The following is a 23,383-nucleotide window of genomic DNA, read 5'->3' as shown; positions in this document are numbered from 1 at the left end:
GTATTAAAAATTAGGAATAACCGGAAGCTTAGATTTCTCTGCTTCTAATATACTTTGAGTTAAATTACGAGCATCTATAGCTTCCTTGTAATCTGGCTTAAATTTAACCGCTTGTTCATATGAAGCGATCGCTTCTTGATATCGTTTCAAATTATATAATGCATTGCCTCGACTATACCAAGTTTCGTAAGAATCTGCTTTGTAACGAATTGCCTTATTATAAGATGCGATCGCTTCTTGGTATTTCTTTAAATTAAATAGCGAATTTCCCTGATTGTACCAAGCTTGATAATCGTTGCGTTTAATTTCTATCGCTTTATTATAAGCTGTAACAGCATCTTCATAACGTTGCATTTTATGCATTGCCCAACCGCGATTAAACCATGCTTGATGGCTGCTGCGATTATATTTAATCACTTGATTGAAAGATTCAATTGCTTCTGGATACCGTTGCAAGTTCATCAACATATTACCTCTAGACAACCAAGCTTGGTAATAATTAGGTTGATATTGCACAGTTTTATCGTAAGATGTAAACGCATCTTGATAGCGTTGTAAATTAACTAGAGCATTGCCGCGATTATACCAAGCTAGCCAATAATCTGGCTTTAGTTCTACAGCTTTGTCGAATGCAGTAATTGCCTCTTCATATCGTTTTAAATTTTGCAAGGCAAAACCTTTATGATACCAAGCTTCATAATAATCTGATTTGAATTCAATCGCTTTATCATAAGCTTTAATAGCATTGTCGTATTGTGCTAAATTACTTAAAGCTTCACCTTTAGCATTCCAGATATCTGAGTGATTGTTTTCTAATTCTAAAGCTTTATCAAAAGAAGCGATCGCTTCACTGTAACGCTGCATTTTTTCCAAAACAAAACCTCGTCCACTCCAAGCTTCCAAATAATCAGGTTTAATTTGAATTGCCTTATCGTATGCTGTCAAAGCTTCTTTATATTGCTTTAACTCATACAGCGCTTTTCCTTGACCATTCCATCCTTGAGCATATTTTGGTTTAATATCAACTGCTTTTTCATACACAGATAAAGCATCTTGATAGCGTTGCAAATCATAAAGCGTATTTGCTTGATTATACAACTGAATCGCATTTCTAGAGTTAATTTTATGAACAATTGCTAGAGAACCTGCAATACTTACCCCAATTAAACTTAACCCGATTAAAGATTTAAATAATAGACCTTTTTGTTTTTGCTTTACCTTGTTGATTTGATTTTTTATCGGAGAGAAACTTAATGTAACTGTTTTAGATGGTGGTTTATTTAAATCTTTGAGTGTTTGTAATGCTAAAGTTGCCGAAGCATAGCGTTGTCGAAAATCATAACGCACCATTTTATCGATAAAATTTGCTAAATCTGGCATTGCCGAAATATGATTTTGCCAAATAATTTCATTTGTTTCTATATCTTTTTCAATTTGGTCAGGTGATAAACCTGTTAATGCTTGAATAGCAATTATCCCCACAGCATAAATATCACTACTATATTTTGGACTACCTTGAGCTTGTTCACCAGGCATATATCCGGGAGTTCCGATAGCAACTGTAGATTTTGTTTTAAGTTGCAGATTAATTACTTGAGTAGTAATTTCTTTAACTGCTCCAAAGTCGATTAAAATTAACTTATTATCTAGCTTTCGTCTGAGTATATTTCGCGGATTGACATCGCGATGAATGACCTTTTGTTGATGGACAAACTCTAATATTTCTAATATTTCTTCTAAAAGAGAAATAACTTCCGCTTGACTGAAAGTTTTTTCTGATGTTAACTCTTGACTAAGATCATGACCTTCGATAAATTCTTGAACGAGATAAAATTCTTCATTTTCCTCAAAGTAAGCCAAAAGTTGGGGAATGCGATCGTGAGTACCCAACTTATAGAGAACTTGAGCTTCCGTATCGAATAAACGTCTAGCTGTTTGCAAAGATACCGGGTCTTTTGACTGAGGTTTGAGTTTTTTGACAACACATTGAGGTGAACCTGGTAATTGAGTATCACAAGCAACAAAAGTTTCACCAAATCCACCACCTCCCAAATGTTTAATAATTTGGTATCGTCCAACAAGTGTGTTTCCCAGCATTTGCCTTGCCATAAGTTCTAGCGCAATATTATCTGATTCCAATCTTGCCACAGGGGAACCGGATGAAGGGGGAGAGGGGGAGAGGGAGAGGGGGGGAGGGGGGGAGAAATATTAATTTAAAATCTAAAATCCAAAATCCAGATGATTCCGATTAGTGATAACATTTATACGCGCAGAAAGCCGATTGTTAATTCCTGGTTGATTGGCATTAACATGGCTCTATTCTTATGGGAATTAAAATTAGAACTGACTGGTGAATTAGGCTCCTTTATCAACAATTGGAGCGTGATTCCGGCACAAATTAGTGCGGCGGCTACGCAAGCGCTCTTCGGCAATCCCGCAGCTTGGATAGTAGTAGTACTGCGTTCCAGTTCGCTGCTAGTAAGTATGTTTCTGCATGGCAGTTTTAGTCAAATATTAGGCAATTTACTATTTTTGTGGGTTTTTGGGAAGACTGTAGAAAACATTTTTGGGGCTAGACGCTATCTAGCATTTTACTTGGCTTCTGGGATATTCACTGGGGTGATACAAATTATCGCCGAACCGAATTTGAGCGTATCATTGATTGGGGCGAATGGTGCGATCGCATCGGTTTTAGGTGCATATCTGGTAAAATTTCCCCAAACGAAAATCTACTCAATTTTACCGCTATTGATTGTCTATATCCCGGTTGAAATACCAGCAATTTTCTATCTATTTTGGTGGTTTGCACAACAACTTTTTTACGGGATCGGTAGTTTAAACATTCCCACCAGCATTAATCAACCTAGTTTTGCTTATTGGGTTCATGGTGTCGGATTTTTGATTGGTGCAGCTTACATGCGAATACTACAACGACGTTAATATTATAAAATAAAAAATTCACCTGCCAAGCTCAACAGCCATGTCAAAAATTATCTTAGATGAACTTAACGTGGCACTGCCCCCAACCCAAGCAGAACTCAAAAGCGACGACGGTATCCCAATGGAAACTCAACGGCACAAAGTCCAAATGGACATGCTTATTGATACTTTATCTATTTGGTTAGCAAGTCGTGATGATGGCTATGTCGGGGGCAATATGTTTGTCTACTACAGCTTGGCACAAGTCAAGAACCAAGATTTTCGAGGACCCGACTTTTTTGTAGTATTGGGAGTACCGAAAAAAGAACGTCTTTGTTGGGTTGTCTGGGAAGAGGGGAAGGGACCTGACGTAGTAATTGAATTGCTATCTAACAGCACTGCTGCCCAAGATAAAAATGAGAAAAAGCTAATTTATCAAAATTTGCTACGTGTCTCTGAATATTTTTGGTTTGACCCCTTTAATGCTGATGATTGTGCCGGGTTTTTTCTCAATCGCGGAGTATATGAAGCGATCGCACCAAATGCCCAAAATCAGCTTGTGAGTCAATCGTTAGGTTTAGCGTTAGTGCGCTGGCAAGGAATATACAAAGGCATTGATGCGACTTGGTTACGCTGGGCAACAATGGATGGAAAGTTACTGCCAAATGCTGAGGAAATAGCCGACTTAGAACATCAACGTGCCGAACAAGAACATCAACGTGCCGAACAAGCGCGATCGCAAATCAGACAAATAGCTGTGAATTTATTGCAGCAAGGAATGGGGATAGAAAAGGTAGCTCAGTTAACGGGTTTGTCTGAATCTGAAGTTGAACAATTAGGATAAACGAAATCACACATATTATATTGTAGAGACGTTCCACCGGAACGTCTGTATTTTTATTATTGCTAATTAAACGGACATGATTTTCATCGCTTGATGCAAGATGTGCAATTACCTTTTACGATTAAATTTTCTTACCTGCTTCTTCAAAAAACCCAAAGTGAAGTATTGCCGATAGCGTTGCGCTACTTCTTTACCTACCATCAGGACACCCAACCAAAACAAAATTTCTGCAACTACCAGCAACACAGGAATTGTTAAGGCTTTTTGGGCAGCAGAAAGCGGTAAAAATGGCACAACCAAAGGAATTGCAACCCACGGCAAAAATGACAGGACAATTAAAATTAAACCCAGTTTCTGCATATTTCCTGATTGTCACAGATTCTAAGTTTAGCGTTGTTGAATGAGTGAAAAACTCCACCATGAGAGTTAATTTTTTTATGATAGGTGAAACTCACACACCAACTTCGGGATTGGAGAATTGTGAGCCTATTTGTTTGATAAGTGGATTTAAGCAACACATTATAAAAAAAGATTAATCGTTGCTAAATGTAACTGAAAAGTGAAGTTTAAGTGTTTTTCCTGATTACAGTCTTCCTTAGAGGTGACTAAGATAGAGCGCATAATATAGCGTAGCGTACGTTACGCTTTATGGCGCGTTTAAGTAAAAATACGGTTGGTTATAAAAAGTTTGATCGCTATAGCTAGAAAATAACTTTTGCATCAATCTGCTATTCAATCAAATACCTAAAAAATATGACCAACCTAATTTATTTAGAGGAATTTACATGGGAATTAACCTACAAAAAGGGCAACGCATCTCGCTTTCTAAAGAATCTCCAGGGCTAACAAAGCTAATCTGTGGGCTGGGCTGGGATGTCGCAAAAAGCTCTGGTGGCGGATTTTTTGGAGCTTTTAGTAACACTCAAAACTGTGATTTAGATGCCTTAGTAATCTGTTTAGACCAAAATGGCAAAGTGAAAGATGTAGCCAACTTAGTTTACTTTGGAAACCTATCCCACAAATCAGGAGCAATTACCCATCTGGGTGACAATCTCACAGGTGCAGGAGAAGGTGATGACGAGCAAATTATTGTAGATTTAGCTCGGCTACCAAAAGAGATTGCAAAACTAGTTTTTACAGTTAATATTTACGACTGCATTGCTCGTAAACAAGACTTTGCCCAAGTTAAAAATGCTTTTGTACGTCTGGTCAATACATCTAATAATCAAGAACTTGCCAAATATAATTTGTCAGGTTCTGAATACAAAGGAATGACTGGGATGATCATGGCTGAAATTTACAATCACAACAATGAGTGGAAAATGGCTGCCATTGGTACTGGTGTTAACGTTAATGGTTTAGAAGGACTCGTACAATCCTACGCTTAATCATTTGTTGAGTATCTAAATACGCCCTAATTATTGAGTAACTCAACTCAATGTCAACTTCAAATAAAAGTCGTTTTCTAGAAAAAGGTAGTAATCATGTCAATTAACCTAAGCAAAGGCGAAAGAATCAATCTCTCAAAAGAAGCACCTAGCTTAAAAAATGCTGGTATTGGTTTAGGATGGGATATCAACGCCACAGATACAGGTTCAGCTTTCGACTTGGATGCTTCTGTATTTATGTTAGGAGCTAATGGAAAAATTATTAATGAAAAATACTTTGTATTTTATAATAACTCACAATCGCCAGACGGTTCTCTAAAACATGAAGGAGATAGCAAAACCGGAGAGGGTATAGGTGATGATGAAACAATTAAAATTGATTTGAGCAAAGTTGATGCTTCAGTTCAAGAAATAGTTTTTGTCGTGACTATCCATGAAGCGGAGCAAAGAAAGCAAAACTTTGGACAAGTCAGAAATTCATATATCAGAATTTACGATAATGCTACCGAAAAACAAATTGCCAAGTATGAATTAGAAGAAGATGCTTCGGCAGAAACAGCAATTGAATTTGGTAAACTTTATCGAAAAGATGGGGAATGGAGATTCCAAGCTGTCGGGGCTGGATATAAATCAGGTCTTCAGAGTTTTGTAGACAGATACGCTGCTTAGTAGCTATCTAAGTAGTTAATAAAAAGGGGGTATTCATTGTTGTTAACCCCCTTTTTTTTAAGATTGATAACATAATCAAAAATTAAACCAAGATAATTTATACAAAATGGAAATTGAATTAAGCAAAGGTGGCAGGTTTAATCTTTCTCAAGAAGCTCCCGATTTAAAGAAAGTGGCTATTGGTTTAGGCTGGCAGGTAAGTAATAATGGACAAAGCTATGATATTGATGTTTCTGTATTCATGTTAGGTGCAGATAGCAAAGTCAGTCATGAAAAATATTTTGTATTCTACAATAACCTTGAATCTCTTGATGGGTCACTTAAACACTCAGGAGATAATAAAACTGGAGAAGGTCACGGAGATGATGAAACTATTTATATTGATTTGACAAAAGTAGATCCGGTAATTCAGGAAATAGTTTTTGTTGTAACTATTCACGAAGGGCAGGGAAAAAATCAAAACTTTAGTCAAATAAAAAATGCTTTTATCAAAATTTACAACCAGGAAAATAAAAGGTCTTTAGCTCGGTACAATTTGAGAGAAGCTTTTTCTCAAGAGACGGCATTGGAGTTTGGAAGGTTGTATAAAAAGGATAATGAATGGAGGTTTCAAGCTGTAGGAGAAGGTTATAATACTGGATTACAAAGTTTTGTAGATAAGTATATTGTTGAAACTAAACAAAAACAAAACAAAGAACAACCATTAGCGGAGATTCCTGTAATAAATCATAGCCAAAATACCAAACCTCAGCATATTGATATTACAAAAAAAGCAAACATTAGCCTTTTAAAAGCAAAAGTAGATATTGTTCTCAAAAAGAAAGGTATTGATAATACTGTAGCAAGAGTTGCTTTGGTTTTGGATATTTCTGGTTCTATGAGCAATCAATATAATTCTGGTGCAGTGCAAGCATTTATTGAAAGAATAGTCCCGGTAGCTAGTAGGCTAGATAATGATGGAAAATTAGACGTTTGGTTTTTTGGCTCAACATTTAAAAGAACAAAATCAATTCAGGAGACAAATGTTGATGGCTACATTCAAAAAGAATGTGGTGAAATGAAGAGGGCTTTACTTGTTTTGAAAATGCCCTCTCTCATGCTGGAATTAGGTGGGGGAAACAATGAGTCTCCTGTAATACGAGATGTAATCAAGAAATACACTAAAGAAGAACCTAGTAAAGAGCCTACGTTTATTGTATTTCTTAGTGATGGAGGCGTTACTGATGAAGAAGGAATTAAAAAAGCTGTAGTTGATGCAGCCAAATATCCTATATTTTGGCAATTTGTTGGGTTGGCTGGTTCTAGCTATGGAATTTTGAAAAGACTAGACACGATGAATGGTCGTATCGTTGATAACGCCGACTTTTTTCATGTGGATGATTTAGGAAAAATCACTGATGAGCAATTGTATGAAAGACTGCTGAATGAATTTCCTAGTTGGATTAAAAAGGCAAGAGCGAAAGGTATATTGCCCTAAGGGACTTAAAATGTCTTTGTACGATCGCTTTGATTTAACCAGAACAACTCGCAAGCTTAAAGTCCCTATTTACGAACGTATAGACCTGACAAGACCCTCCAAACTCCGCTGTCAGGGATGTCGTTCCCGTATCCAGTACGAATTTCCAATTTTGCGGTTTAAAAATCTTGCCTGCCCCAAGCGCTTAATTCTTCATCCCTGTTGTCGCAATACCCTGGATAAACTGACGCTGCCCAATTAGAAATAATACCATCACAGGGATGGTAGCGATCGCTACTGCCGCCATCATCAAAGACCAATTATTCGTAAATTGCTCTTGAAACTCTGCCAAAGCAAGTTGCACCGTTCTTAATTCTGGACGCGTCGTAAACACCAAAGGCTTAAATAAATCGTTCCATTCACCGATAAACGTGAATAAAAACAATGTTACCAAAGCCGGACGCGCTAAAGGTAACATTACCCTCCACAAAATTTCTAATCGGTTTGCCCCATCTATCGCTGCTGCTTCTTCCAACTCCACGGGAATAGTTTGGAAATATTGACGTAACAAAAAAATGCCAAAGCCATTAACCGCAGTCGGCAAAATCAACGCTCCGTAAGTGTTTATCAGGTGTCCCGACTTCAGTACCAAAAAAATCGGAATCACCAATAACTGAAAGGGTATCACCAAGGTCGCCAAAATAATTAGCAGCAATGCTTGCTTACCCCGAAATTTGAACCGGGCTAAAGCGTAACCCGCTAACGCCGAAGTCACAATTTGAAACGCTGTCACAGCTACTGCCACCAAGGTAGAATTAGCAAATGCCAGCAAGAAATTACCTTGTTGCCAAGCATCGCGGTAATTGGCTAAAGATAACTTATTAGGTAAAATTTCCAGAGATGCACCAGAAGGAGCAAAGGAGATAACAAACACAAGCAGCAGTGGCAAAAGGACGATAAACGCTCCGAAAATAAGTACTCCCAGGCTGAAAAAATCAGTATATTTAAAATTCCAACTTTGTTTGGACATAAATTTTGCTTAAAGTATTTGTTTCTCTACCACTAGAGCATCGCGCTACAGAACCGCTAGTCTATAACATAGTAAGTTGTTAAGTTAAATTAAATCACGGCAACTATTACCCTAAAAGATAGGGTCTACCAAACTCTGGTATCAATTAGATTCACATTTACAGGAGTGTTCATTTCATGCAGCTTGCAGCCGAATCGGAAATTGATTTTCAAAGCGAAATTTACAAAGATGCTTACAGCCGCATTAATGCAATTGTCATTGAAGGGGAACAGGAAGCATACGAAAATTACATTACACTGGCTGAACTGCTGCCAGAAAGCAAGGATGAACTAATTCGCCTATCTAAGATGGAAAGCCGCCACAAAAAGGGATTTGAAGCTTGTGGACGCAATCTCAACGTTACACCGGATCTGGAATTTGCCCGCGAGTTTTTCTCTCCCTTGCACCAAAATTTCCAAGATGCAGCAGCCGAGGGTAAGGTTGTTACTTGCCTGCTGATTCAATCTTTGATTATTGAATGTTTTGCGATCGCTGCATACAACATCTACATCCCCGTTGCTGATGATTTCGCTCGTAAAATCACTGAAGGTGTGGTAAAAGATGAATATAGCCATCTCAACTTTGGTGAAGTTTGGTTGAAAGAAAACTTTGCCGAATCCAAAGCGGAATTAGAACAGGCAAATCGTCAAAACCTTCCCATCGTCTGGAGAATGCTCAATAAAGTTGAGAAAGATGCCCACACCTTGGCAATGGAAAAGGAAGCTTTGGTAGAAGACTTCATGATTCAATATGGAGAAGCTTTAAGTAATATCGGTTTCACCACCCGCGACATTATGCGTATGTCAGCCTACGGACTCACAGCCGCTTAATTATTGCCCAGAGTGGGGACAAGGGGGACAAGGGGGAGAAGGAGACAAGGGGACAAGGAGACAAGGGGACAAGGGGACTTGGCGGAATTTCTTCCCCTGCTCCCCCTGCCTCCCCTGCCTCCCCTGCTCCCCCTGCCTCCCCTGCTCCCCCTGTCTCCCCCCTCTCCCCATCCCCCCACCCATTCCACGCTTTCAATGAAGCACACGTTTAATAACACTACATGTTTGGTCTAATCGGACATCTCACTAGTTTGGAACACGCACAAGCGGTAGCTAAAGAATTGGGCTACCCAGAATATGCAGATCAAGGTTTAGATTTTTGGTGCAGCGCCCCACCGCAAATTGTTGATACTATTACTGTCACGAGTATTACTGGGCAGAAAATTGAAGGACGCTATGTAGAATCTTGCTTTTTGCCGGAGATGCTAGCTACTCGACGCATCAAGGCAGCAACGCGCAAAATTCTCAATGCTATGTCTCATGCCCAAAAAAATGGCATAAATATCACGGCTTTGGGTGGGTTTTCTTCAATTATTTTTGAAAATTTTAATTTGGAGCAGTTTCGGCAAGTCCGCAATATTAAACTAGAGTTTGAACGCTTCACTACCGGGAATACTCACACTGCTTATATTATTTGTCGGCAGGTAGAGCAAGCCTCAAAGCAATTGGGAATTGAACTGAATAACGCGACTGTTGCTGTGTGCGGTGCTACTGGAGATATTGGTAGTGCTATCTGCCGCTGGCTAGATGCGAGAAGTGATGTTAAAGAACTATTGCTGATAGCGCGTAACTCCGAACGCCTGAAAAATTTGCAAGATGAACTGGGGCGGGGTAAAATCATGTCCTTGGATGAAGCACTACCACAAGCTGATATTGTGGTTTGGGTTGCGAGTATGCCCAAAGGTATGGAAATTGACCCCACTGTATTGAAGCAACCCTGTTTGCTAATTGATGGAGGCTATCCCAAAAACCTTGCCATGAAAATTCAGCATCCAGGTGTGCATGTATTAAATGGTGGCATTGTCGAACATTCTCTAGATATTGACTGGAAAATTATGAGCATAGTCAATATGGATATTCCTGCAAGGCAGTTATTTGCTTGCTTCGCCGAATCAATGCTGCTCGAATTTGAGAAGTTATATACGAACTTTTCTTGGGGGCGAAATCAGATTACGGTAGAAAAAATGGAGCAGATCGGTCAAGTGTCAATCAAACACGGATTTAGACCACTGCTGGTTTAGTAAGCTTGTTAGTTGTTCGTTGTTATTGGTTAGTAGAACAACTAACAACTAACTACTATCCACTATCCACTATCCACTAACCACTTTCTATTTCCTAAGTTATGGCTACTACCGAGCGTAAACCGCTGTTGTTGGATTTTGAAAAGCCTCTTGCAGAACTTGCTAACCGAATTGAGCAGATTCGTCTACTTGCTGAAGAAAATGGCGTTGATGTTTCTAATGAAATTCGGAAATTAGAAGCCCGTTCTATGGAACTGCGTGAGGAAATTTTTACTAGTTTATCACCGTCTCAGCGGCTGCAAGTGGCTCGTCATCCCCGCCGCCCTAGTACTCTTGATTACATTCAGGCAATCAGTGATGAATGGATGGAGTTACATGGCGATCGCTGTGGTTCTGACGATCCGGCTTTGGTTGGTGGTGTGGGTCGTTTGAGTGGAATGCCCATTGTCATGTTGGGTCATCAAAAAGGACGCGACACTAAAGATAATATTGCCCGTAACTTTGGCATGGCAACCCCTGGCGGTTATCGCAAAGCAATGCGCTTGATGGAACATGCTAACAGGTTTGGGATGCCAATTTTATGCTTTATTGATACCCCAGGTGCTTTGCCGACGGTAATCGCCGAACGACAAGGTGCAGGTGAAGCGATCGCCTACAATTTACGAGAAATGTTCTGTCTAGATGTACCAATTATCTGCACAGTCATTGGTGAAGGTGGTTCCGGTGGTGCCTTGGGTATTGGGATAGGCGATCGCCTGATGATGTTTGAACATTCTGTCTATACTGTAATTACTCCCGAAGCCTGCGCCGCCATTTTATGGAAAGATGCCAGCAAAGCTCCTCAAGCTGCCGCTGTCTTAAAAATGACATCACATGACCTCAAGGGTTTGGGAATTATCGATCAGATATTAACTGAACCCATCGGTGGCGCTCATTCCGACCCGATCAAAGCCGTTAATACTCTTAAACAAGCTCTGCTGGACAATTTGGAAGAACTTTACCGGTTAACTCCTGCCGAACGCCGTCAATTGCGTTATGAAAAATTCCGCAAAATTGGTGTTTTCACGGAAGTTCCCCATTCTTAAGACTATGGGGTAATTTATTCGTTTTACAGCAATGCTATAATTGCCTGTGGTATGTAAAGATTTTTAACAATCTTCAACAGCCATAGGTATTCGCATTTTTGGTGTTTTGATGACTAACTAATCAATTTTCACTCCGGACAAAGAATTTCGGTAGCGAAAGCTGTATAGTATTCCTTTGGAAAACTTAAAAGTGAGAATATACATACCTTGGCAAGGAATTATAGCAGTTTAGAAGGAAAATTTATCATATTTTTCAGAATTCTTTAATCTATGTCAAAGTAAAAGTTTTGAGTAATTAGGTGGTGGTGCAGTTTGCAAACCACCAAAAAAATTGGAGATAGCATGAGTGTTACCCAGAAACGACGCGCTCTGATTACTGGAGCAAGCAGTGGAATTGGCAAAGCAACAGCATTGGCATTTGCGAAAGCGGGAATAGATGTCGCTTTGGTGAGCCGTTCTGTTGAAAAATTGGAGTCAGTAGCGATGGCAGCAAGGCACGCAGACGTGACAGCGAAAGCTTATAGTGTTGATCTAGCTAGTATTGCCCAAGTACAAGAGTCAATGAGTGCGATCGCGCGTGACTTTGGGGACATAGATATTCTAGTCAACAATGCTGGCATGGGATACACAGCGACGTTGAGCGAAACTTCTTTAGCTGACTGGCAGCAGGTAATCGACTTAAATCTTACCAGCGTGTTTCAGTGTATTCTGGGGATTTTACCTTCAATGCGCGATCGAGGACACGGCACAATCATCAATGTCGCTTCTATTGCCGGCAAACAAGCCTTTGCCAGTTGGGGAGCATACAGCGTTAGCAAAGCTGGTTTGATATCCCTTTCTCAAGCTTTGGCACAAGAAGAACGCGCTCACGGCATTCGCGTCACTGCTATTTGTCCAGGTTCTGTCAACACCGAACTCTGGGACACAGAAACTGTCCGCGTCAAACTTGACCGCACAAATATGTTAACCCCAGAAATCGTGGCTCAATCGATTCTTCACACAGCACTTTTACCACAACAAGCTGTTATTGACGAATTGATTCTTATGCCCAGCAAAGGCGTTTTGTAAGTGCATCTATTGAGTTATAAATTAGAAGTTAGGAAGCATGAAGTTAAGAATTACGAGTTAGTAATTAACTTATAACTCATAACTTATAATTAATAACTCATAATTAAATACGTTTCAGTTAAATTCAAATTTCTTGTTAGAGACTTCGTTTAATCGCGTCTCTACAGGTCTAAAATCATTACCAAAAATCCTTAACTGAACCGTATTGACTCATAACCCAAAAGTAATTCAAACTCTAACAAAGACTTACCCTATGACTACTGCTCGTTCCAACGGTTCCAATACCTCTCAATCTCCTTTAATTCCCGACTTGTCAGAAGCTATCAATCCCAGACCCGATCGCAATACTCGCTACGGACGAAAACCTGATTTGCATGAACCCTCAGAGGAACACATGGAGCAAATGAAGGATGCCGTGCGGTCTATTATAGTAGGTGTCGGAGAAGATCCTGAACGTGAAGGACTTTTGAAAACACCCAAGCGTGTTGCAGAAGCAATGCGGTTTCTTACCAGCGGTTACAACCAATCTCTAGAAGAGCTTGTGAATGATGCCATCTTTGATGAAGGGCATAATGAGATGGTGTTAGTCCGCGATATTAATTTCTTCAGCTTGTGCGAACACCACATGCTGCCGTTTATGGGTAGAGCGCATGTTGCTTATATCCCCAACCAAAAAGTGGTAGGACTAAGTAAGCTTGCCCGGATTGTAGAAATGTATTCCCGACGCTTGCAAGTACAAGAAAGACTAACTCGCCAAATTGCCGAAGCCGTTCAAACAATTTTACAACCTAAAGGCGTTGCTGTTGTCATGGAAGCTAGCCATATGTGCATGGTAATGAGGGGTGTGCAGAAACCCGGTTCTTGGACAGTCACCAGTGCGATGGTCGGTGTATTCCAAGATGAACAAAAACCCCGCGAAGAATTCTTTAATTTAATTCGCCATCAACCAGCGTTCTTTTAAGGTTAGTTGATGGTGGTTAGTTGATGGTGGTTAGTTGTTTTATTATCCACTAACCACTAACCACTAACCCTTACTTGTCAAGAATCAATTACTCTAATTACTTTGTCAGTATACAGGTTGCCATTTGGTAACTTGATAATTAGCTGATTTTTATTTAAGTCAAGGGTGTAAGTATACTCACCATTTTCGGCAAGATATACATTTTTTGCCTTGTTATAAGAGACGGGAATAACTAAGCGATCGCCTGTTTTCTTGGTTCTGCCAACGTAAAAGCTACCTTTATTTGTGTAGCAGATACCTACGTAATAATTTGTAGTTTCCACAGAGAAACCTTCTGAGATATCATTGACACAATCATTTAGAGCGGCTATTTGCACCGCTTGAGGTCTAGTTGAAGCCGAAACTACTGTTGGAAAAGAAAGCAAGGGTATCAAGCACAGTAATGCACCTGCACTGAACAAACCTAGCTTTAACATATAATATTGGTGATTATAATTAGATTTCATGGCAGTTATTTTTACTTTCCGATAAGGCATTGATAGCAGGCGATTAAATCACCTTCTAATTCTAGACTTCCCAAAAAGTAAGGACTGTTCCAGAAATAGGGAAAAATTTTTGTATTCAGCGCTGCCAATTAAGGTTCCGGTTTTTTCCAGAATTCCATCAGTGTTACACTTATAGCCTTTCCCACTCTGGTGAGGTACGAAATGACCCCTCCCCAACCCTCCCCTTGGCAAGGGGAGGGTGCGCGATAGTGCGGGTGGGGTGTACTTCATTTGCTTGGGAAACGCTATAGCAGATCCAAAATTTACCAGAAGTAGTTGGCGATCGCTCAATACGGTTCAGATAAGCTTTTTTCTCCCCCCCTGCTTCCCCTGCATCCCCTGCTCAAGAACAGCCTGCCTCAACGGATAAATTTCTTAACTGAACCGTATTGGGCGATCGCTTGGTAAGAAAAGGCTATTTGTCTTGAATACTAAGAAAGACCTTTACCAAAAGTGCGATCGTTGCAGCGGATGCTGGACACACAGAAGAAAGTCGAGCCACTGCGAAGAACGCAACTAGAAGCGACGAAATCGCATGTGGCGTGGGAAACCTTGACAGTGCAGGTCTCTCACTCTTTGTGGAGTCCAATTAAAATGGGCAGCATTTACGTACCAACCATGTGCATTTAATCGAATGACTTGTGCTCGGTCTTAATTTACCTTTTGTAGCACTGAGGTTGTACTGAGGTCAAATAGGCTACAGTGTTGTTCAGGACTGAGGAATACTGGTAGTTGCGTTCTACGCGTTTACTTATCTTTATATAAGTTTTTTGCACCGACCTCCAACGTTATCTTCAAAGACATTGACATATTCAACTGAGTTGGAGAATCATCAAGGGGACATCGGCTAGTGGATGTAGAGGAGACTATGCATATTGACACAGTTATTCTCGTTTTGATTGAGGTGCTAATTGTAATTGGAATGTCACGCTTAATCGGATTGGCATTAGAGTGGCTTAAGCAACCCCTGGTAATTGGTGAAATTGTTGCCGGCATTATGCTTGGACCATCATTATTTGGTTGGGTTGCTCCAAATCTAGCCGCTACCCTGTTCCCACCGGAAACTGTTCCCTTTCTAAATGTTTTATCTCAGGTGGGACTGATATTTTTCATGTTTCTGATTGGTCTAGAGTTAGATCCCAAGTATCTCAAAGGTAAAATAGATGTAGCAATTTTTACTGGTTTCATCTCAGTTTTAGTACCATTTGCCTTAGCAACTTTATTAGCTTTGTTACTGTATCCATTGCTTTCTCATGGCAATGTTTCATTTACCGCTTTTACACTATTTTTGGCATCGGCAACATCAATGACAGCATTTCCAGTACTTGCCAGAATAATTACCGAGAAAAACTTACAGGCAACGTACTTGGGAACTTTGGCATTAACTTCTGCCGCTGTGAATGATTTGGTCGCTTGGTGTTTGTTAGCAGTAGCAATTGCTGTCGCTAGAGAAGGTACTATTGGTGGGGCTTGGCATACAATTATCGCTCTTTTGCTTTATATCGGGTTTATGATGACGGTGGGACGAACTTTTTTGCAACGTCTTGCTATTTACTACCGTCGCACCAAACGCCTTAACCAATTACTCCTAGCTTTAATTTACATGGGAGTAGTTGCTTCCGCTCTGATTACCGAACTAATTGGTATTGATTTGATTTTTGGAGCATTTTTGCTAGGGACGATAATGCCCAAGAATGCTGGTTTAGTGCGGGAAATAGCGGGAAAAACTAAAGATTTCGTGTTGATATTTCTGCTACCAGTATTTTTTGCTTATAGTGGTCTGCGGACGCAAATCGGCTTAGTTAACCGTCCGGAATTGTGGTTGTTATGTGGATTGGTGTTATTCGTAGCGATCGCCGGAAAATACACAGGCACTTATGTAGCAGCTCGCTTCTCAGGAATTGAAAAACGCGAAGCTTCAGCACTCGCTTGGTTGATGAATACTCGCGGTTTAACCGAACTGATAGTATTAAATATTGGTTTGTCGTTGGGAGTAATTACGCCTTTACTTTTCACCATGCTGGTGATTGTGGCGTTAGTAACCACATTTATGACCTCGCCTTTGTTAGAGTGGACATATCCGAAACGGCTAATCAAACTAGATGTGGTTGAAAAAGAAGATGCACCAGAAGCTAGTAGAGATATTGCGACGGTCGATTCTTACGGTCAAATTTACCGGATTTTAGTACCAGTAGCGAATCCGAGTACACAAAAAGGCTTAGTACAGTTAGCAGTAGCGATCGCACTCAACTACCAACAACCTACAGCTGTTCATCCTCTCAGTTTGATTGAACTTTCAGAAGATTATCCCTTTGAAAGTACCCCAATTGAAGCAAACCGATTAATCGAAGAACGTCGGCAACAGCTAGAAGAATTAATTGATACCTTAGAGCCGCCTTCTACACGCTCTTACGTACATCCGATAATTCGCATATGCAGTAACGTTGCACAAGAAACAGCAGAGATAGCCGAACTCAAACCAGCTGATTTAATTTTAGTCGGATGGCATCGCCCAGCTTTTAGTAATAATCGCTTAGGGGGGAGAGTTGGTCAAATTCTGAATACAGCGCCGGTTGATGTAGCAGTGTTTATAGACAGAGGCAAAAAGCGCTTAGAAAATTTGTTGGTGCCGTATTCTGCAAATATCCACGATGATTTAGCACTGATACTTGCGTTGAGACTGCTCATAAATCGTGATACTTGCCTGTTAAAGATTTTACAGGTAGTCTCAGAAAATCGCGTTAAAAATGAAATGAGCCACGAGTTGCACAAAATGATGCAGCAATTGCCTCAAAGTGTACGCGATCGCATTGACATTCAAACCATTGAAGCCTCTGAGCCAATCCAAGCTGTAGTCAAAGCTTCAGAAAGGGTAGACCTGACTATTGCAGGTACTAGCCGTGCTTGGGGCATTGAACGTCAAACCCTCGGACGTTATACAGACGAACTAGCGATTCAGTGTCGTTCCTCACTTTTAATTACCCGTCGTTACAGTCAAGTCACCTCTCACTTAGCCTCAGTCCTTGCTGATGCTAACACTCACGAATCAGCACTTAGAGGATAGGAGGGTGGGATGAGGGAGATGGGGGAGATGAGGGAGATGGGGGAGAAATTTTTCTTTGTCTCCTTGTCTTCGAGTCAAATAACCGTGAAAGATATTCCTATAGGACTTACGCAGTAATAACGGAATAACGAACCGCAGAGGACGCAGAGAAAACAGAGGAATAAGGGTTTGAGAGGTATTTTGCGTAAGTCTTGTCCTAAAACGATTAAAATTACAAAGAAAGGCAGAGGGTCGAGGGCAGAAGGCAGAAGGTTAAGAGTATTAATAAAAACTTTAGCTCTGGGTTTAAAGCCCAGTCCAAATCAATAATTATACACAAGATGGCTTGCACTTCCGGTATAAAACGTCCTTGTTACAATCCCACTCTTTTAATGGTGGGTTCTATAAGTGCCTTCTGCCTCCTGCCTTCTGCCTTCTGCCTTCTGCCTTCTGAAAGTTACACCGCAAACAAAAGCCAAAGGACACAAATAATGGTAATGGTGTTGAGGATTAGGCAATTTTTTCTTTATGTGAGTTTGTTTGGCTTATTTACAGCAATTACTCTCGAAACTAATAGCAGTATTGCAGCCCCAGCAGCAAGGCTAGAAGATTGGCGTTTTTACCCAGAAGCTTTTCAACTAGAAATTAATCTCTCAGGAGGTACAACACCGCGTTACTTTTATCTTGCCCAACCCCCGCGCATGGTTATAGATTTGCCTGATACCAAATTAGGCTATGTTGCCACACAACAAAATTATTCTGGAGCAATTCAAAGAATTCGCGTTTCCCAATTAAACGAAAACGTAACTCGCATTGTTTTAGATTTAGCACCAGGGACTTCTTTAGATCCAAATCAGGTACAACTGCAACCCGTTTCCGCGCAAAATAACACTCGCTGGGTTTTACGTCCTTTAATTGCTGGTGGCACATATTCTCAACAGGGAAACTATCCACCACCAAGCAACTTACCACCAAGTAATTATAACTATCCAGCGCCTACCAACTTACCACCAAGCAACTTACCACCGAGTAATTATAACTATCCACCGCCTAGCAACTTACCACCGAGCAACTTACCACCGAGTAATTATAACTATCCACCGCCTAGCAACTTACCACCGAGCAACTTACCACCGAGTAATTATAACTATCCACCGCCTAGCAACTTACCGCCCAGTAACTTACCGCCAAGTAATTATAACTATCCACCGCCTAGCAACTTACCGCCCAGTAACTATAACAACTCACAGATACCTTTAGTAACAGTACCGGCGCTGAATTCTAATAACCCTACTCAACAACCTGGTTCTGTTCTTCCCCCACCGAGTTTCCCAAATCAGCCTGGTAATTTTAATACTGCTCCTCTTAGTGTCGGTGCCCCTGGTTTTCCTGTTCAAACCGTCCCTAACTATCCAGTTAATGTTCCTAATTCTGGGGTATTTGAGTTTGGTCAACCCTTTCCCAACTCCAATAGGTAAGCGACTTCTGTGTGAAGATGCGTTTAATTAGCCCACGCAGGTAAGCTCTGTTAAAATGATATCTTGCATCAGTTGCAACAACCGCCTTAGAATGAATTCTAAGGCTAATAGCTAAAGTCGTCTAAAGACGACTGAGTAAGGCTTATGGTGCTAATTGAGAATGGCGCAAGATGTCAGCCCCTCACTAGCGGCGATCGCCACTAGCAATATATGAAAGAAACACATTTTTGTAGATTTCCTAAAAGCCTTGCTGTATAAGGGTTATAAAATGTGTTCTTAGGAGTGGAATCTATCTTATCAAATAGGTGTATTTTTAGTCCTCTTTTAGAGGACTTTAGCTATTAGACTAGGGTTTACAACCCTAGTCGGGGTATGGATTGAACGACAATTTAACTGCGACAAAAATGCTGGTAATGAAATGACAAGCCCTTCTCAGAGATAATTGAGCGCTTTCTTCTTTTTATTTTTAGAATCTGTCCGTTTCCTGTGGTTGTGAGACTGCTCCTGGTTGATTGATAAAGAAGTTTTGAGCAGCTTCGTTTTGATAAATACACCTAATATCAGGTTTTTCACTATCCAAATTACCCGTAAAACCAAAAGTGTTCAGGCGATTTTTGCATTCGTTCACCTGCTGCGATGATACGAGCTTTCGCTGCTCTAAAAGTGCCCAGTTATTTTGGCGAATAACGCATCCAGGACGCATACTCGGTTGAGCAACGTAGACATTAAACGGGTTGAGTGTCACAAAAAGTCTGGCGTCCATCACCATAGCGCTAGCTCCATACTGCACGCAAATCTCAGGGTTCGGTGCTTTGGTGTCAATAAATTCGCGGGAAGCCACGTTTGATGGAGTCAAGGTGGTTGTAGAGCTAAAAGCAATACCAATCCCAATTCCCAAAATAAACACCCCCGCCAAAATCGCCGTAGTGGTGAAATTAAACGCAGGAGATTGAATACCAGGGGGTTTAGAATTGGTAACTGTTCTACCAGTAGATTTACGTCTCATTGTTGCTTAATCAACTTCACGCCTTAAATAGCCGGGAGTAGTTCAACAATTCTCCCTCTTTAAGTATGACGAGTCTTAGCTCAAATTGGTCAATAGTCAAGGGTCAATAGTTAATTGTCAAACCGCACATCCTTTTCAAAACAGTCTCCCATAGCTTCGGCATCTATAGCTTAAGAACCCGACGAGTGAACTCGCGGCTACACGAACAAAGCCTGCCTACGCAGGCTAATTAAGCGCATCTTCATACAGAAATGGTATCAAAAGCTATTTCGGCGATCGCAAAAGCTATTTCGGCGACAGCAAAAGCTATTTCGGCGATCGCAAAAGCTATTTCGGAGATCGCAAAAGCTATTTCGGCGATCGCAAAAGCTATTTCGGAGATCGCAAAAGCTATTTCGGAGATCGCAAAAGCTATTTCGGAGATCGCAAAAGCTATTTCGGAGATCGCAAAAGCTATTTCATAGTTTGGTGTAGTTTAGGTGCTGAAGATTGTTGTAGTGGTTAATGGCGATCGCGCCCAATTTTTAGCCATTTCTGGGTTGGTGTTGACTGATTTGTTCTTCCTACTACTGAATAATAGTAATGTAGTCTCATACAATTGAACTAAAAAGTTGCCGAACTAAAAGCCAGAACAGCGGTGCTGTAAGCTTTAGTAAAAGCGAGTTAAATCAGAAATAATTTAAATAATTAAATTTATGTCAGCAGAAAATTCCACCCCAAAAGCTATCTGGATTATTACCGAAGAAACGGCTGAAGCCTCAAGTACAACTACTGAAACATTCACAGATAATGTAACTAGAAGCAGTGGAGCAAGAAGCAGTGGAGATAGAGGAGGACTACTTGGTGGTGTCCAAACCACTGAAGAAATAGTTGTGAGCCGAAAAAAAGACGAAATAGTCATTACCAGACGCAAAGTAGAGGTAACTAAACTCAAGCAAGAAATGAAGGGGTTTCTGCAAGCAATGCGGGAAATGCTTGATGAAGCTGACCTACCCGATTCTAAGATCCAGCTTAATGAGGTCGAACTCTCAGTAGAAGTCAATGGTGAAGGACAAATCAGTTTGTTTGGGATTGGTGGTGGTAAAGCCGGGGGAAAAGGAGCGATGACTTTTAAATTTAAGCGGAAATAATTGGTACTTGAATATGGGTAGGAATTGGGCGATTGTTGTTGGGATTAATCACTATGAAAACCTGCGATCGCTAAACTTTGCCAAGCGAGATGCTTCTGTGATGGCAACTTGGTTTGAACAAGATGCCAGATTTGATCAAGTTTTCCTCTTCACTGACGATTCTGCGCCAATTGCAGCCAATCCGCCAATTCCTACTCAACCTACTTTTGGTCATTTGCGGCGATTTTTACGCGCACAGTTTGAGAATATTCAAACTCCTTTATTAAAGCCAGAAGATAATTTATGGTTTTTCTTTGCAGGTCATGGCAATCGATATAAAGATCAAGATTATTTAATGTTCTCAGATAGTGACCCAGGAGACATAGAACATACTGCTATTTCTGTTGATTTTGTAACCCAAAGACTGCGGCGCAGCGGGGCTGATAATGTAGTATTGTTTTTGGATGCTTGCCGAGATGAAAGTAGTAGAGCCGGATTGGGAATTGGTGAACAAAGGCATCAAGGAGTTATCACCTTTTATTCCTGCACAGCTAACAAACAATCTTGGGAGATTGAGGAATTAGAACATGGCTCATTTACCTATTCACTGTTAGAGGGATTGCGACTACAGGGAGAGGCTAATTGTGCCACAGTAGAGCGTTTAGAACAATATTTACGTTACCAAGTTCCCGCTTTGAATGCTCGTTATGGAAAGGAAGCACAAAATCCTTATCTCCAGGCAGAACCGCCTTACAAAATGTATTTTATTTTATTAGAGCAAACTGCCACACTTAGAGATGTAGAGCCATTAAAATATCAAGCCTCTCAAGCTGAAAACAGAGGTAATTTATCATTAGCAAAACAATTATGGGTGAGAGTTTTAGCTGTATCCCGTATTGATTCGGATGCAATTGACGCTATTGGCAGAATTGCGCTGCGTCAGCAAGGAAGTTTTAAATTTACAATCGCACCTGACGAGTCTGTTACTTCATCAAGTGGAGGTAGATCAGCAAGTGCTGAACTGTTGACTCAAAAGCAAGAAGAACATCGACAGAATTTAGTTCCTTATCAGCAAGCTTTCTCGGAAGCAATTGAGCGAGAATATCCCATTAGTCGAGCAAGTCGTAATAAATTGAAGCAATTGCAGCAATCTTTGCAACTTAAAGAAGAAGAAGTATTGCAGATTGAACAGCCAATTATTGCCCAGAAGGAAGCAGAATATCGAAAACAACAAGAGGCAGAAAAACAACGACAACAAGAAGAAGCAGCAAGACTGAAGCAGCAGGAGGCAGAAACAAAACAGCAGCGAGAGGAAGCAGAATATCGCCAAAAATTACAGCAGTATGAGCAAGAATTAATTAAAACAATTAATGCCGGAAATTCCCTTAAGAGTCATGTTATTCGGTTGAGGTTAAACATACTTCAATTGAGTTTAGGACTTAAGCAAACGGACATCACTGCAATTGAAGGCAGAGTTGTAGCAAGCCAAGAATTGATTAAATCTCCGATTCAGCAGCCAAGCGTTGCTCAACCCACTCAACTGACTCAAGAGCGAATTAGCCGACAAAAATTTTTGAAGTGGGCTGGCTTGGGAAGTGTAGGTTTAGTGACAGCAGTAGTAGGTCGTGAAATTTTTAAGGTTCAATCACCGACACCAATTTCTGTAGCAAAACCTAAATACACACTCTCAACAACCGAGAAAGCATTCGGATTACCCTTGTGGAATGTTGAGTTTGAAACGGTAACGGTAGATGAAAAGGGACAGGTAATTAAACGAGATTCTAACAAGCAAGCCAAGTTTTTTAAGGAGGACTTGGGTAATGGTGTAACTCTAGAAATGGTCTCTATTCCTGGTGGTTCTTTTAAGATGGGTTCACCATCAAGGGAGAAAAGTCGAAACCCAAATGAAAGTCCGCAGCACGATGTAAATGTGCCTGCTTTTTTTATGGGCAGGTTTGAAGTCACCCAGGAACAGTATCAACAAGTGATGGGTACAAATCCATCCAATTTCAAGGGAAAAAAACTTCTTGTTGAGTCAGTTTCCTGGAATGATGCAGTAGAATTTTGCAACAAACTCAGTCAAAAGACTGGGCGGAAATATCGCCTACCCTCGGAAGCAGAATGGGAATATGCTTGTCGTGCAGGAACAAATACACCATTTCATTTTGGCGAGACGATTACAACTGAGTTAGTTAACTACGATGGAAATAGGACTTACGCTTCTGAGCCAAAAGGAAAATATCGTCAAGAAACACCAGAAGTAGGCAGTTTTCCACCAAACGGCTCTGGATTATATGACATGCACGGAAACGTTTGGGAGTGGTGTCAAGATACTTGGCATGATAGCTATAAAGGAGCGCCTAGTAATGGAAGTGCATGGATAAATAATGATAATCAGTCTCATGTGCTGCGGGGCGGTTCCTGGTTCTACGATCCTAAAGACTGCCGTTCCGCGTCTCGCACCTACTACACTTGGGCGGGGCGCGTCGACATCTACATCAATATCGGTTTTCGTGTTGTCTGCGCCGTTGGGAGGATTCTTAAGTAGCCCTTTATACTTTAGTTCTTTTCCCCTCTACCCTTCTTTTCTTTACCCTTATAAAGTGTAGCGGAGCGGAACGATCTAATTTTTTTTCAACAGTCCTCGTCCCCCCCATCTGGACTTTTAATAC

Annotated in this window: 21 protein-coding genes; 16 read left to right on the top strand and 5 right to left on the bottom strand. The window is 40.7% G+C overall.

Going from position 1 to position 23,383, the window contains the following annotated elements:
* Nucleotides 1-3 precede the first annotated feature (3 nt).
* Complete coding sequence (locus TOL9009_RS0124930) at nt 4-2,097, bottom strand: serine/threonine-protein kinase (RefSeq protein ID WP_029635565.1); 2,094 nt, start codon at nt 2,095-2,097, stop codon at nt 4-6.
* Nucleotides 2,098-2,238: 141 nt separating this feature from the next.
* Here TOL9009_RS0124930 and TOL9009_RS0124925 point away from each other — a divergent pair, with 141 nt between their 5' ends.
* Together TOL9009_RS0124925 and TOL9009_RS0124920 are read left to right on the top strand one after the other, a co-directional pair.
* A complete protein-coding gene (locus TOL9009_RS0124925; RefSeq protein ID WP_029635563.1) occupies nt 2,239-2,940 on the top strand; it encodes a rhomboid family intramembrane serine protease in 702 nt (233 codons plus the stop codon).
* Between the two features lie 40 nt (nt 2,941-2,980).
* Nucleotides 2,981-3,763: a Uma2 family endonuclease gene (locus TOL9009_RS0124920; RefSeq protein WP_029635561.1), complete on the top strand. Its 783-nt coding sequence runs from the start codon at nt 2,981-2,983 to the stop codon at nt 3,761-3,763.
* Nucleotides 3,764-3,871: 108 nt separating this feature from the next.
* Here the strand turns inward: TOL9009_RS0124920 and TOL9009_RS0124915 are convergent, their stop codons facing one another.
* Nucleotides 3,872-4,123 (bottom strand): transporter suffix domain-containing protein, encoded by a 252-nt coding sequence (locus TOL9009_RS0124915; protein ID WP_029635559.1) that lies wholly within the window; start codon nt 4,121-4,123, stop codon nt 3,872-3,874.
* Between the two features lie 425 nt (nt 4,124-4,548).
* Here TOL9009_RS0124915 and TOL9009_RS0124910 point away from each other — a divergent pair, with 425 nt between their 5' ends.
* The 3 genes from TOL9009_RS0124910 (at nt 4,549) to TOL9009_RS42670 (ending at nt 7,297) form a co-directional block, all read left to right on the top strand.
* Nucleotides 4,549-5,151 carry a TerD family protein gene (locus tag TOL9009_RS0124910; protein ID WP_029635557.1) on the top strand — a complete coding sequence of 201 codons (603 nt, stop codon included), beginning with the start codon at nt 4,549-4,551 and terminating at the stop codon, nt 5,149-5,151.
* 96 nt (nt 5,152-5,247) lie between these two features.
* The gene (locus tag TOL9009_RS0124905; RefSeq protein ID WP_029635555.1) at nt 5,248-5,820 is read left to right on the top strand and encodes a TerD family protein; all 573 of its coding nucleotides are present in this window, start codon (nt 5,248-5,250) and stop codon (nt 5,818-5,820) included.
* Nucleotides 5,821-5,926: 106 nt separating this feature from the next.
* Nucleotides 5,927-7,297 (top strand): VWA domain-containing protein, encoded by a 1,371-nt coding sequence (locus TOL9009_RS42670; RefSeq protein WP_029635553.1) that lies wholly within the window; start codon nt 5,927-5,929, stop codon nt 7,295-7,297.
* Between the two features lie 184 nt (nt 7,298-7,481).
* On the opposite strand, the gene TOL9009_RS0124895 is transcribed toward TOL9009_RS42670, so the two are convergent.
* Nucleotides 7,482-8,306 carry a carbohydrate ABC transporter permease gene (locus tag TOL9009_RS0124895; RefSeq protein ID WP_029635551.1) on the bottom strand — a complete coding sequence of 275 codons (825 nt, stop codon included), beginning with the start codon at nt 8,304-8,306 and terminating at the stop codon, nt 7,482-7,484.
* Between the two features lie 176 nt (nt 8,307-8,482).
* On the opposite strand from TOL9009_RS0124895, the gene TOL9009_RS0124890 reads away from it, so the two are divergent.
* The 5 genes from TOL9009_RS0124890 (at nt 8,483) to folE (ending at nt 13,530) form a co-directional block, all read left to right on the top strand.
* The gene (locus tag TOL9009_RS0124890; RefSeq protein ID WP_029635549.1) at nt 8,483-9,175 is read left to right on the top strand and encodes an aldehyde oxygenase (deformylating); all 693 of its coding nucleotides are present in this window, start codon (nt 8,483-8,485) and stop codon (nt 9,173-9,175) included.
* Between the two features lie 221 nt (nt 9,176-9,396).
* A complete protein-coding gene (locus TOL9009_RS0124880; RefSeq protein WP_029635547.1) occupies nt 9,397-10,416 on the top strand; it encodes a long-chain acyl-[acyl-carrier-protein] reductase in 1,020 nt (339 codons plus the stop codon).
* A gap of 101 nt (nt 10,417-10,517) precedes the next feature.
* The gene (locus tag TOL9009_RS0124875) at nt 10,518-11,501 is read left to right on the top strand and encodes an acetyl-CoA carboxylase carboxyltransferase subunit alpha (protein WP_029635545.1); all 984 of its coding nucleotides are present in this window, start codon (nt 10,518-10,520) and stop codon (nt 11,499-11,501) included.
* A 342-nt stretch (nt 11,502-11,843) separates the two neighbouring features.
* Entirely contained in the window at nt 11,844-12,569 is a 726-nt protein-coding gene (locus tag TOL9009_RS0124870) for an SDR family oxidoreductase (RefSeq protein WP_029635544.1), read from the top strand.
* A gap of 253 nt (nt 12,570-12,822) precedes the next feature.
* A complete protein-coding gene (folE, locus tag TOL9009_RS0124865) occupies nt 12,823-13,530 on the top strand; it encodes a GTP cyclohydrolase I FolE (protein ID WP_029635542.1) in 708 nt (235 codons plus the stop codon).
* Nucleotides 13,531-13,607: 77 nt separating this feature from the next.
* On the opposite strand, the gene TOL9009_RS0124860 is transcribed toward folE, so the two are convergent.
* Nucleotides 13,608-14,036: a hypothetical protein gene (locus TOL9009_RS0124860; RefSeq protein ID WP_144238332.1), complete on the bottom strand. Its 429-nt coding sequence runs from the start codon at nt 14,034-14,036 to the stop codon at nt 13,608-13,610.
* A 913-nt stretch (nt 14,037-14,949) separates the two neighbouring features.
* On the opposite strand from TOL9009_RS0124860, the gene TOL9009_RS0124855 reads away from it, so the two are divergent.
* Both TOL9009_RS0124855 and TOL9009_RS0124850 read left to right on the top strand, forming a co-directional pair.
* Nucleotides 14,950-17,139, top strand: coding sequence for a cation:proton antiporter (locus TOL9009_RS0124855; RefSeq protein ID WP_398344931.1), 2,190 nt, complete (start codon nt 14,950-14,952; stop codon nt 17,137-17,139).
* Between the two features lie 320 nt (nt 17,140-17,459).
* On the top strand, nt 17,460-18,596 hold the full coding sequence (locus TOL9009_RS0124850) for an AMIN domain-containing protein (protein ID WP_260675938.1): 1,137 nt from the start codon (nt 17,460-17,462) through the stop codon (nt 18,594-18,596).
* A 466-nt stretch (nt 18,597-19,062) separates the two neighbouring features.
* Here TOL9009_RS0124850 and TOL9009_RS0124845 read toward each other — a convergent pair whose 3' ends face one another.
* Nucleotides 19,063-19,602 (bottom strand): DUF3172 domain-containing protein, encoded by a 540-nt coding sequence (locus tag TOL9009_RS0124845; RefSeq protein WP_029635534.1) that lies wholly within the window; start codon nt 19,600-19,602, stop codon nt 19,063-19,065.
* Nucleotides 19,603-19,853: 251 nt separating this feature from the next.
* On the opposite strand from TOL9009_RS0124845, the gene TOL9009_RS47730 reads away from it, so the two are divergent.
* The 4 genes from TOL9009_RS47730 (at nt 19,854) to TOL9009_RS49635 (ending at nt 23,259) form a co-directional block, all read left to right on the top strand.
* Nucleotides 19,854-20,066: a hypothetical protein gene (locus tag TOL9009_RS47730; RefSeq protein ID WP_051503021.1), complete on the top strand. Its 213-nt coding sequence runs from the start codon at nt 19,854-19,856 to the stop codon at nt 20,064-20,066.
* A 15-nt stretch (nt 20,067-20,081) separates the two neighbouring features.
* Nucleotides 20,082-20,204, top strand: coding sequence for a hypothetical protein (locus TOL9009_RS49640; protein WP_260675937.1), 123 nt, complete (start codon nt 20,082-20,084; stop codon nt 20,202-20,204).
* A 93-nt stretch (nt 20,205-20,297) separates the two neighbouring features.
* Complete coding sequence (locus TOL9009_RS0124835) at nt 20,298-20,732, top strand: Pepco domain-containing protein (protein ID WP_029635532.1); 435 nt, start codon at nt 20,298-20,300, stop codon at nt 20,730-20,732.
* A 13-nt stretch (nt 20,733-20,745) separates the two neighbouring features.
* Entirely contained in the window at nt 20,746-23,259 is a 2,514-nt protein-coding gene (locus tag TOL9009_RS49635) for an SUMF1/EgtB/PvdO family nonheme iron enzyme (protein WP_038296571.1), read from the top strand.
* The last annotated feature ends 124 nt before the right edge of the window (nt 23,260-23,383 follow it).

This window comes from [Scytonema hofmanni] UTEX 2349 (genome assembly GCF_000582685.1).
Classification (GTDB): domain Bacteria; phylum Cyanobacteriota; class Cyanobacteriia; order Cyanobacteriales; family Nostocaceae; genus Hassallia; species Hassallia hofmanni.
This window is presented reverse-complemented; position numbering and strand designations above follow the sequence as displayed.

Bases quoted from the DNA above. Each gene is read 5' to 3' on its own strand.
- TOL9009_RS0124930 (WP_029635565.1), bottom strand. From the start codon at position 2,097: ATGCTGGGAAACACACTTGTTGGACGATACCAAATTATTAAACATTTG.
- TOL9009_RS0124925 (WP_029635563.1), top strand. From the start codon at position 2,239: ATGATTCCGATTAGTGATAACATTTATACGCGCAGAAAGCCGATTGTT.
- TOL9009_RS0124920 (WP_029635561.1), top strand. From the start codon at position 2,981: ATGTCAAAAATTATCTTAGATGAACTTAACGTGGCACTGCCCCCAACC.
- TOL9009_RS0124915 (WP_029635559.1), bottom strand. From the start codon at position 4,123: ATGCAGAAACTGGGTTTAATTTTAATTGTCCTGTCATTTTTGCCGTGG.
- TOL9009_RS0124910 (WP_029635557.1), top strand. From the start codon at position 4,549: ATGGGAATTAACCTACAAAAAGGGCAACGCATCTCGCTTTCTAAAGAA.
- TOL9009_RS0124905 (WP_029635555.1), top strand. From the start codon at position 5,248: ATGTCAATTAACCTAAGCAAAGGCGAAAGAATCAATCTCTCAAAAGAA.
- TOL9009_RS42670 (WP_029635553.1), top strand. From the start codon at position 5,927: ATGGAAATTGAATTAAGCAAAGGTGGCAGGTTTAATCTTTCTCAAGAA.
- TOL9009_RS0124895 (WP_029635551.1), bottom strand. From the start codon at position 8,306: ATGTCCAAACAAAGTTGGAATTTTAAATATACTGATTTTTTCAGCCTG.
- TOL9009_RS0124890 (WP_029635549.1), top strand. From the start codon at position 8,483: ATGCAGCTTGCAGCCGAATCGGAAATTGATTTTCAAAGCGAAATTTAC.
- TOL9009_RS0124880 (WP_029635547.1), top strand. From the start codon at position 9,397: ATGTTTGGTCTAATCGGACATCTCACTAGTTTGGAACACGCACAAGCG.
- TOL9009_RS0124875 (WP_029635545.1), top strand. From the start codon at position 10,518: ATGGCTACTACCGAGCGTAAACCGCTGTTGTTGGATTTTGAAAAGCCT.
- TOL9009_RS0124870 (WP_029635544.1), top strand. From the start codon at position 11,844: ATGAGTGTTACCCAGAAACGACGCGCTCTGATTACTGGAGCAAGCAGT.
- folE (WP_029635542.1), top strand. From the start codon at position 12,823: ATGACTACTGCTCGTTCCAACGGTTCCAATACCTCTCAATCTCCTTTA.
- TOL9009_RS0124860 (WP_144238332.1), bottom strand. From the start codon at position 14,036: ATGAAATCTAATTATAATCACCAATATTATATGTTAAAGCTAGGTTTG.
- TOL9009_RS0124850 (WP_260675938.1), top strand. From the start codon at position 17,460: ATGGCTTGCACTTCCGGTATAAAACGTCCTTGTTACAATCCCACTCTT.
- TOL9009_RS0124845 (WP_029635534.1), bottom strand. From the start codon at position 19,602: ATGAGACGTAAATCTACTGGTAGAACAGTTACCAATTCTAAACCCCCT.
- TOL9009_RS47730 (WP_051503021.1), top strand. From the start codon at position 19,854: ATGGTATCAAAAGCTATTTCGGCGATCGCAAAAGCTATTTCGGCGACA.
- TOL9009_RS0124835 (WP_029635532.1), top strand. From the start codon at position 20,298: ATGTCAGCAGAAAATTCCACCCCAAAAGCTATCTGGATTATTACCGAA.
- TOL9009_RS49635 (WP_038296571.1), top strand. From the start codon at position 20,746: ATGGGTAGGAATTGGGCGATTGTTGTTGGGATTAATCACTATGAAAAC.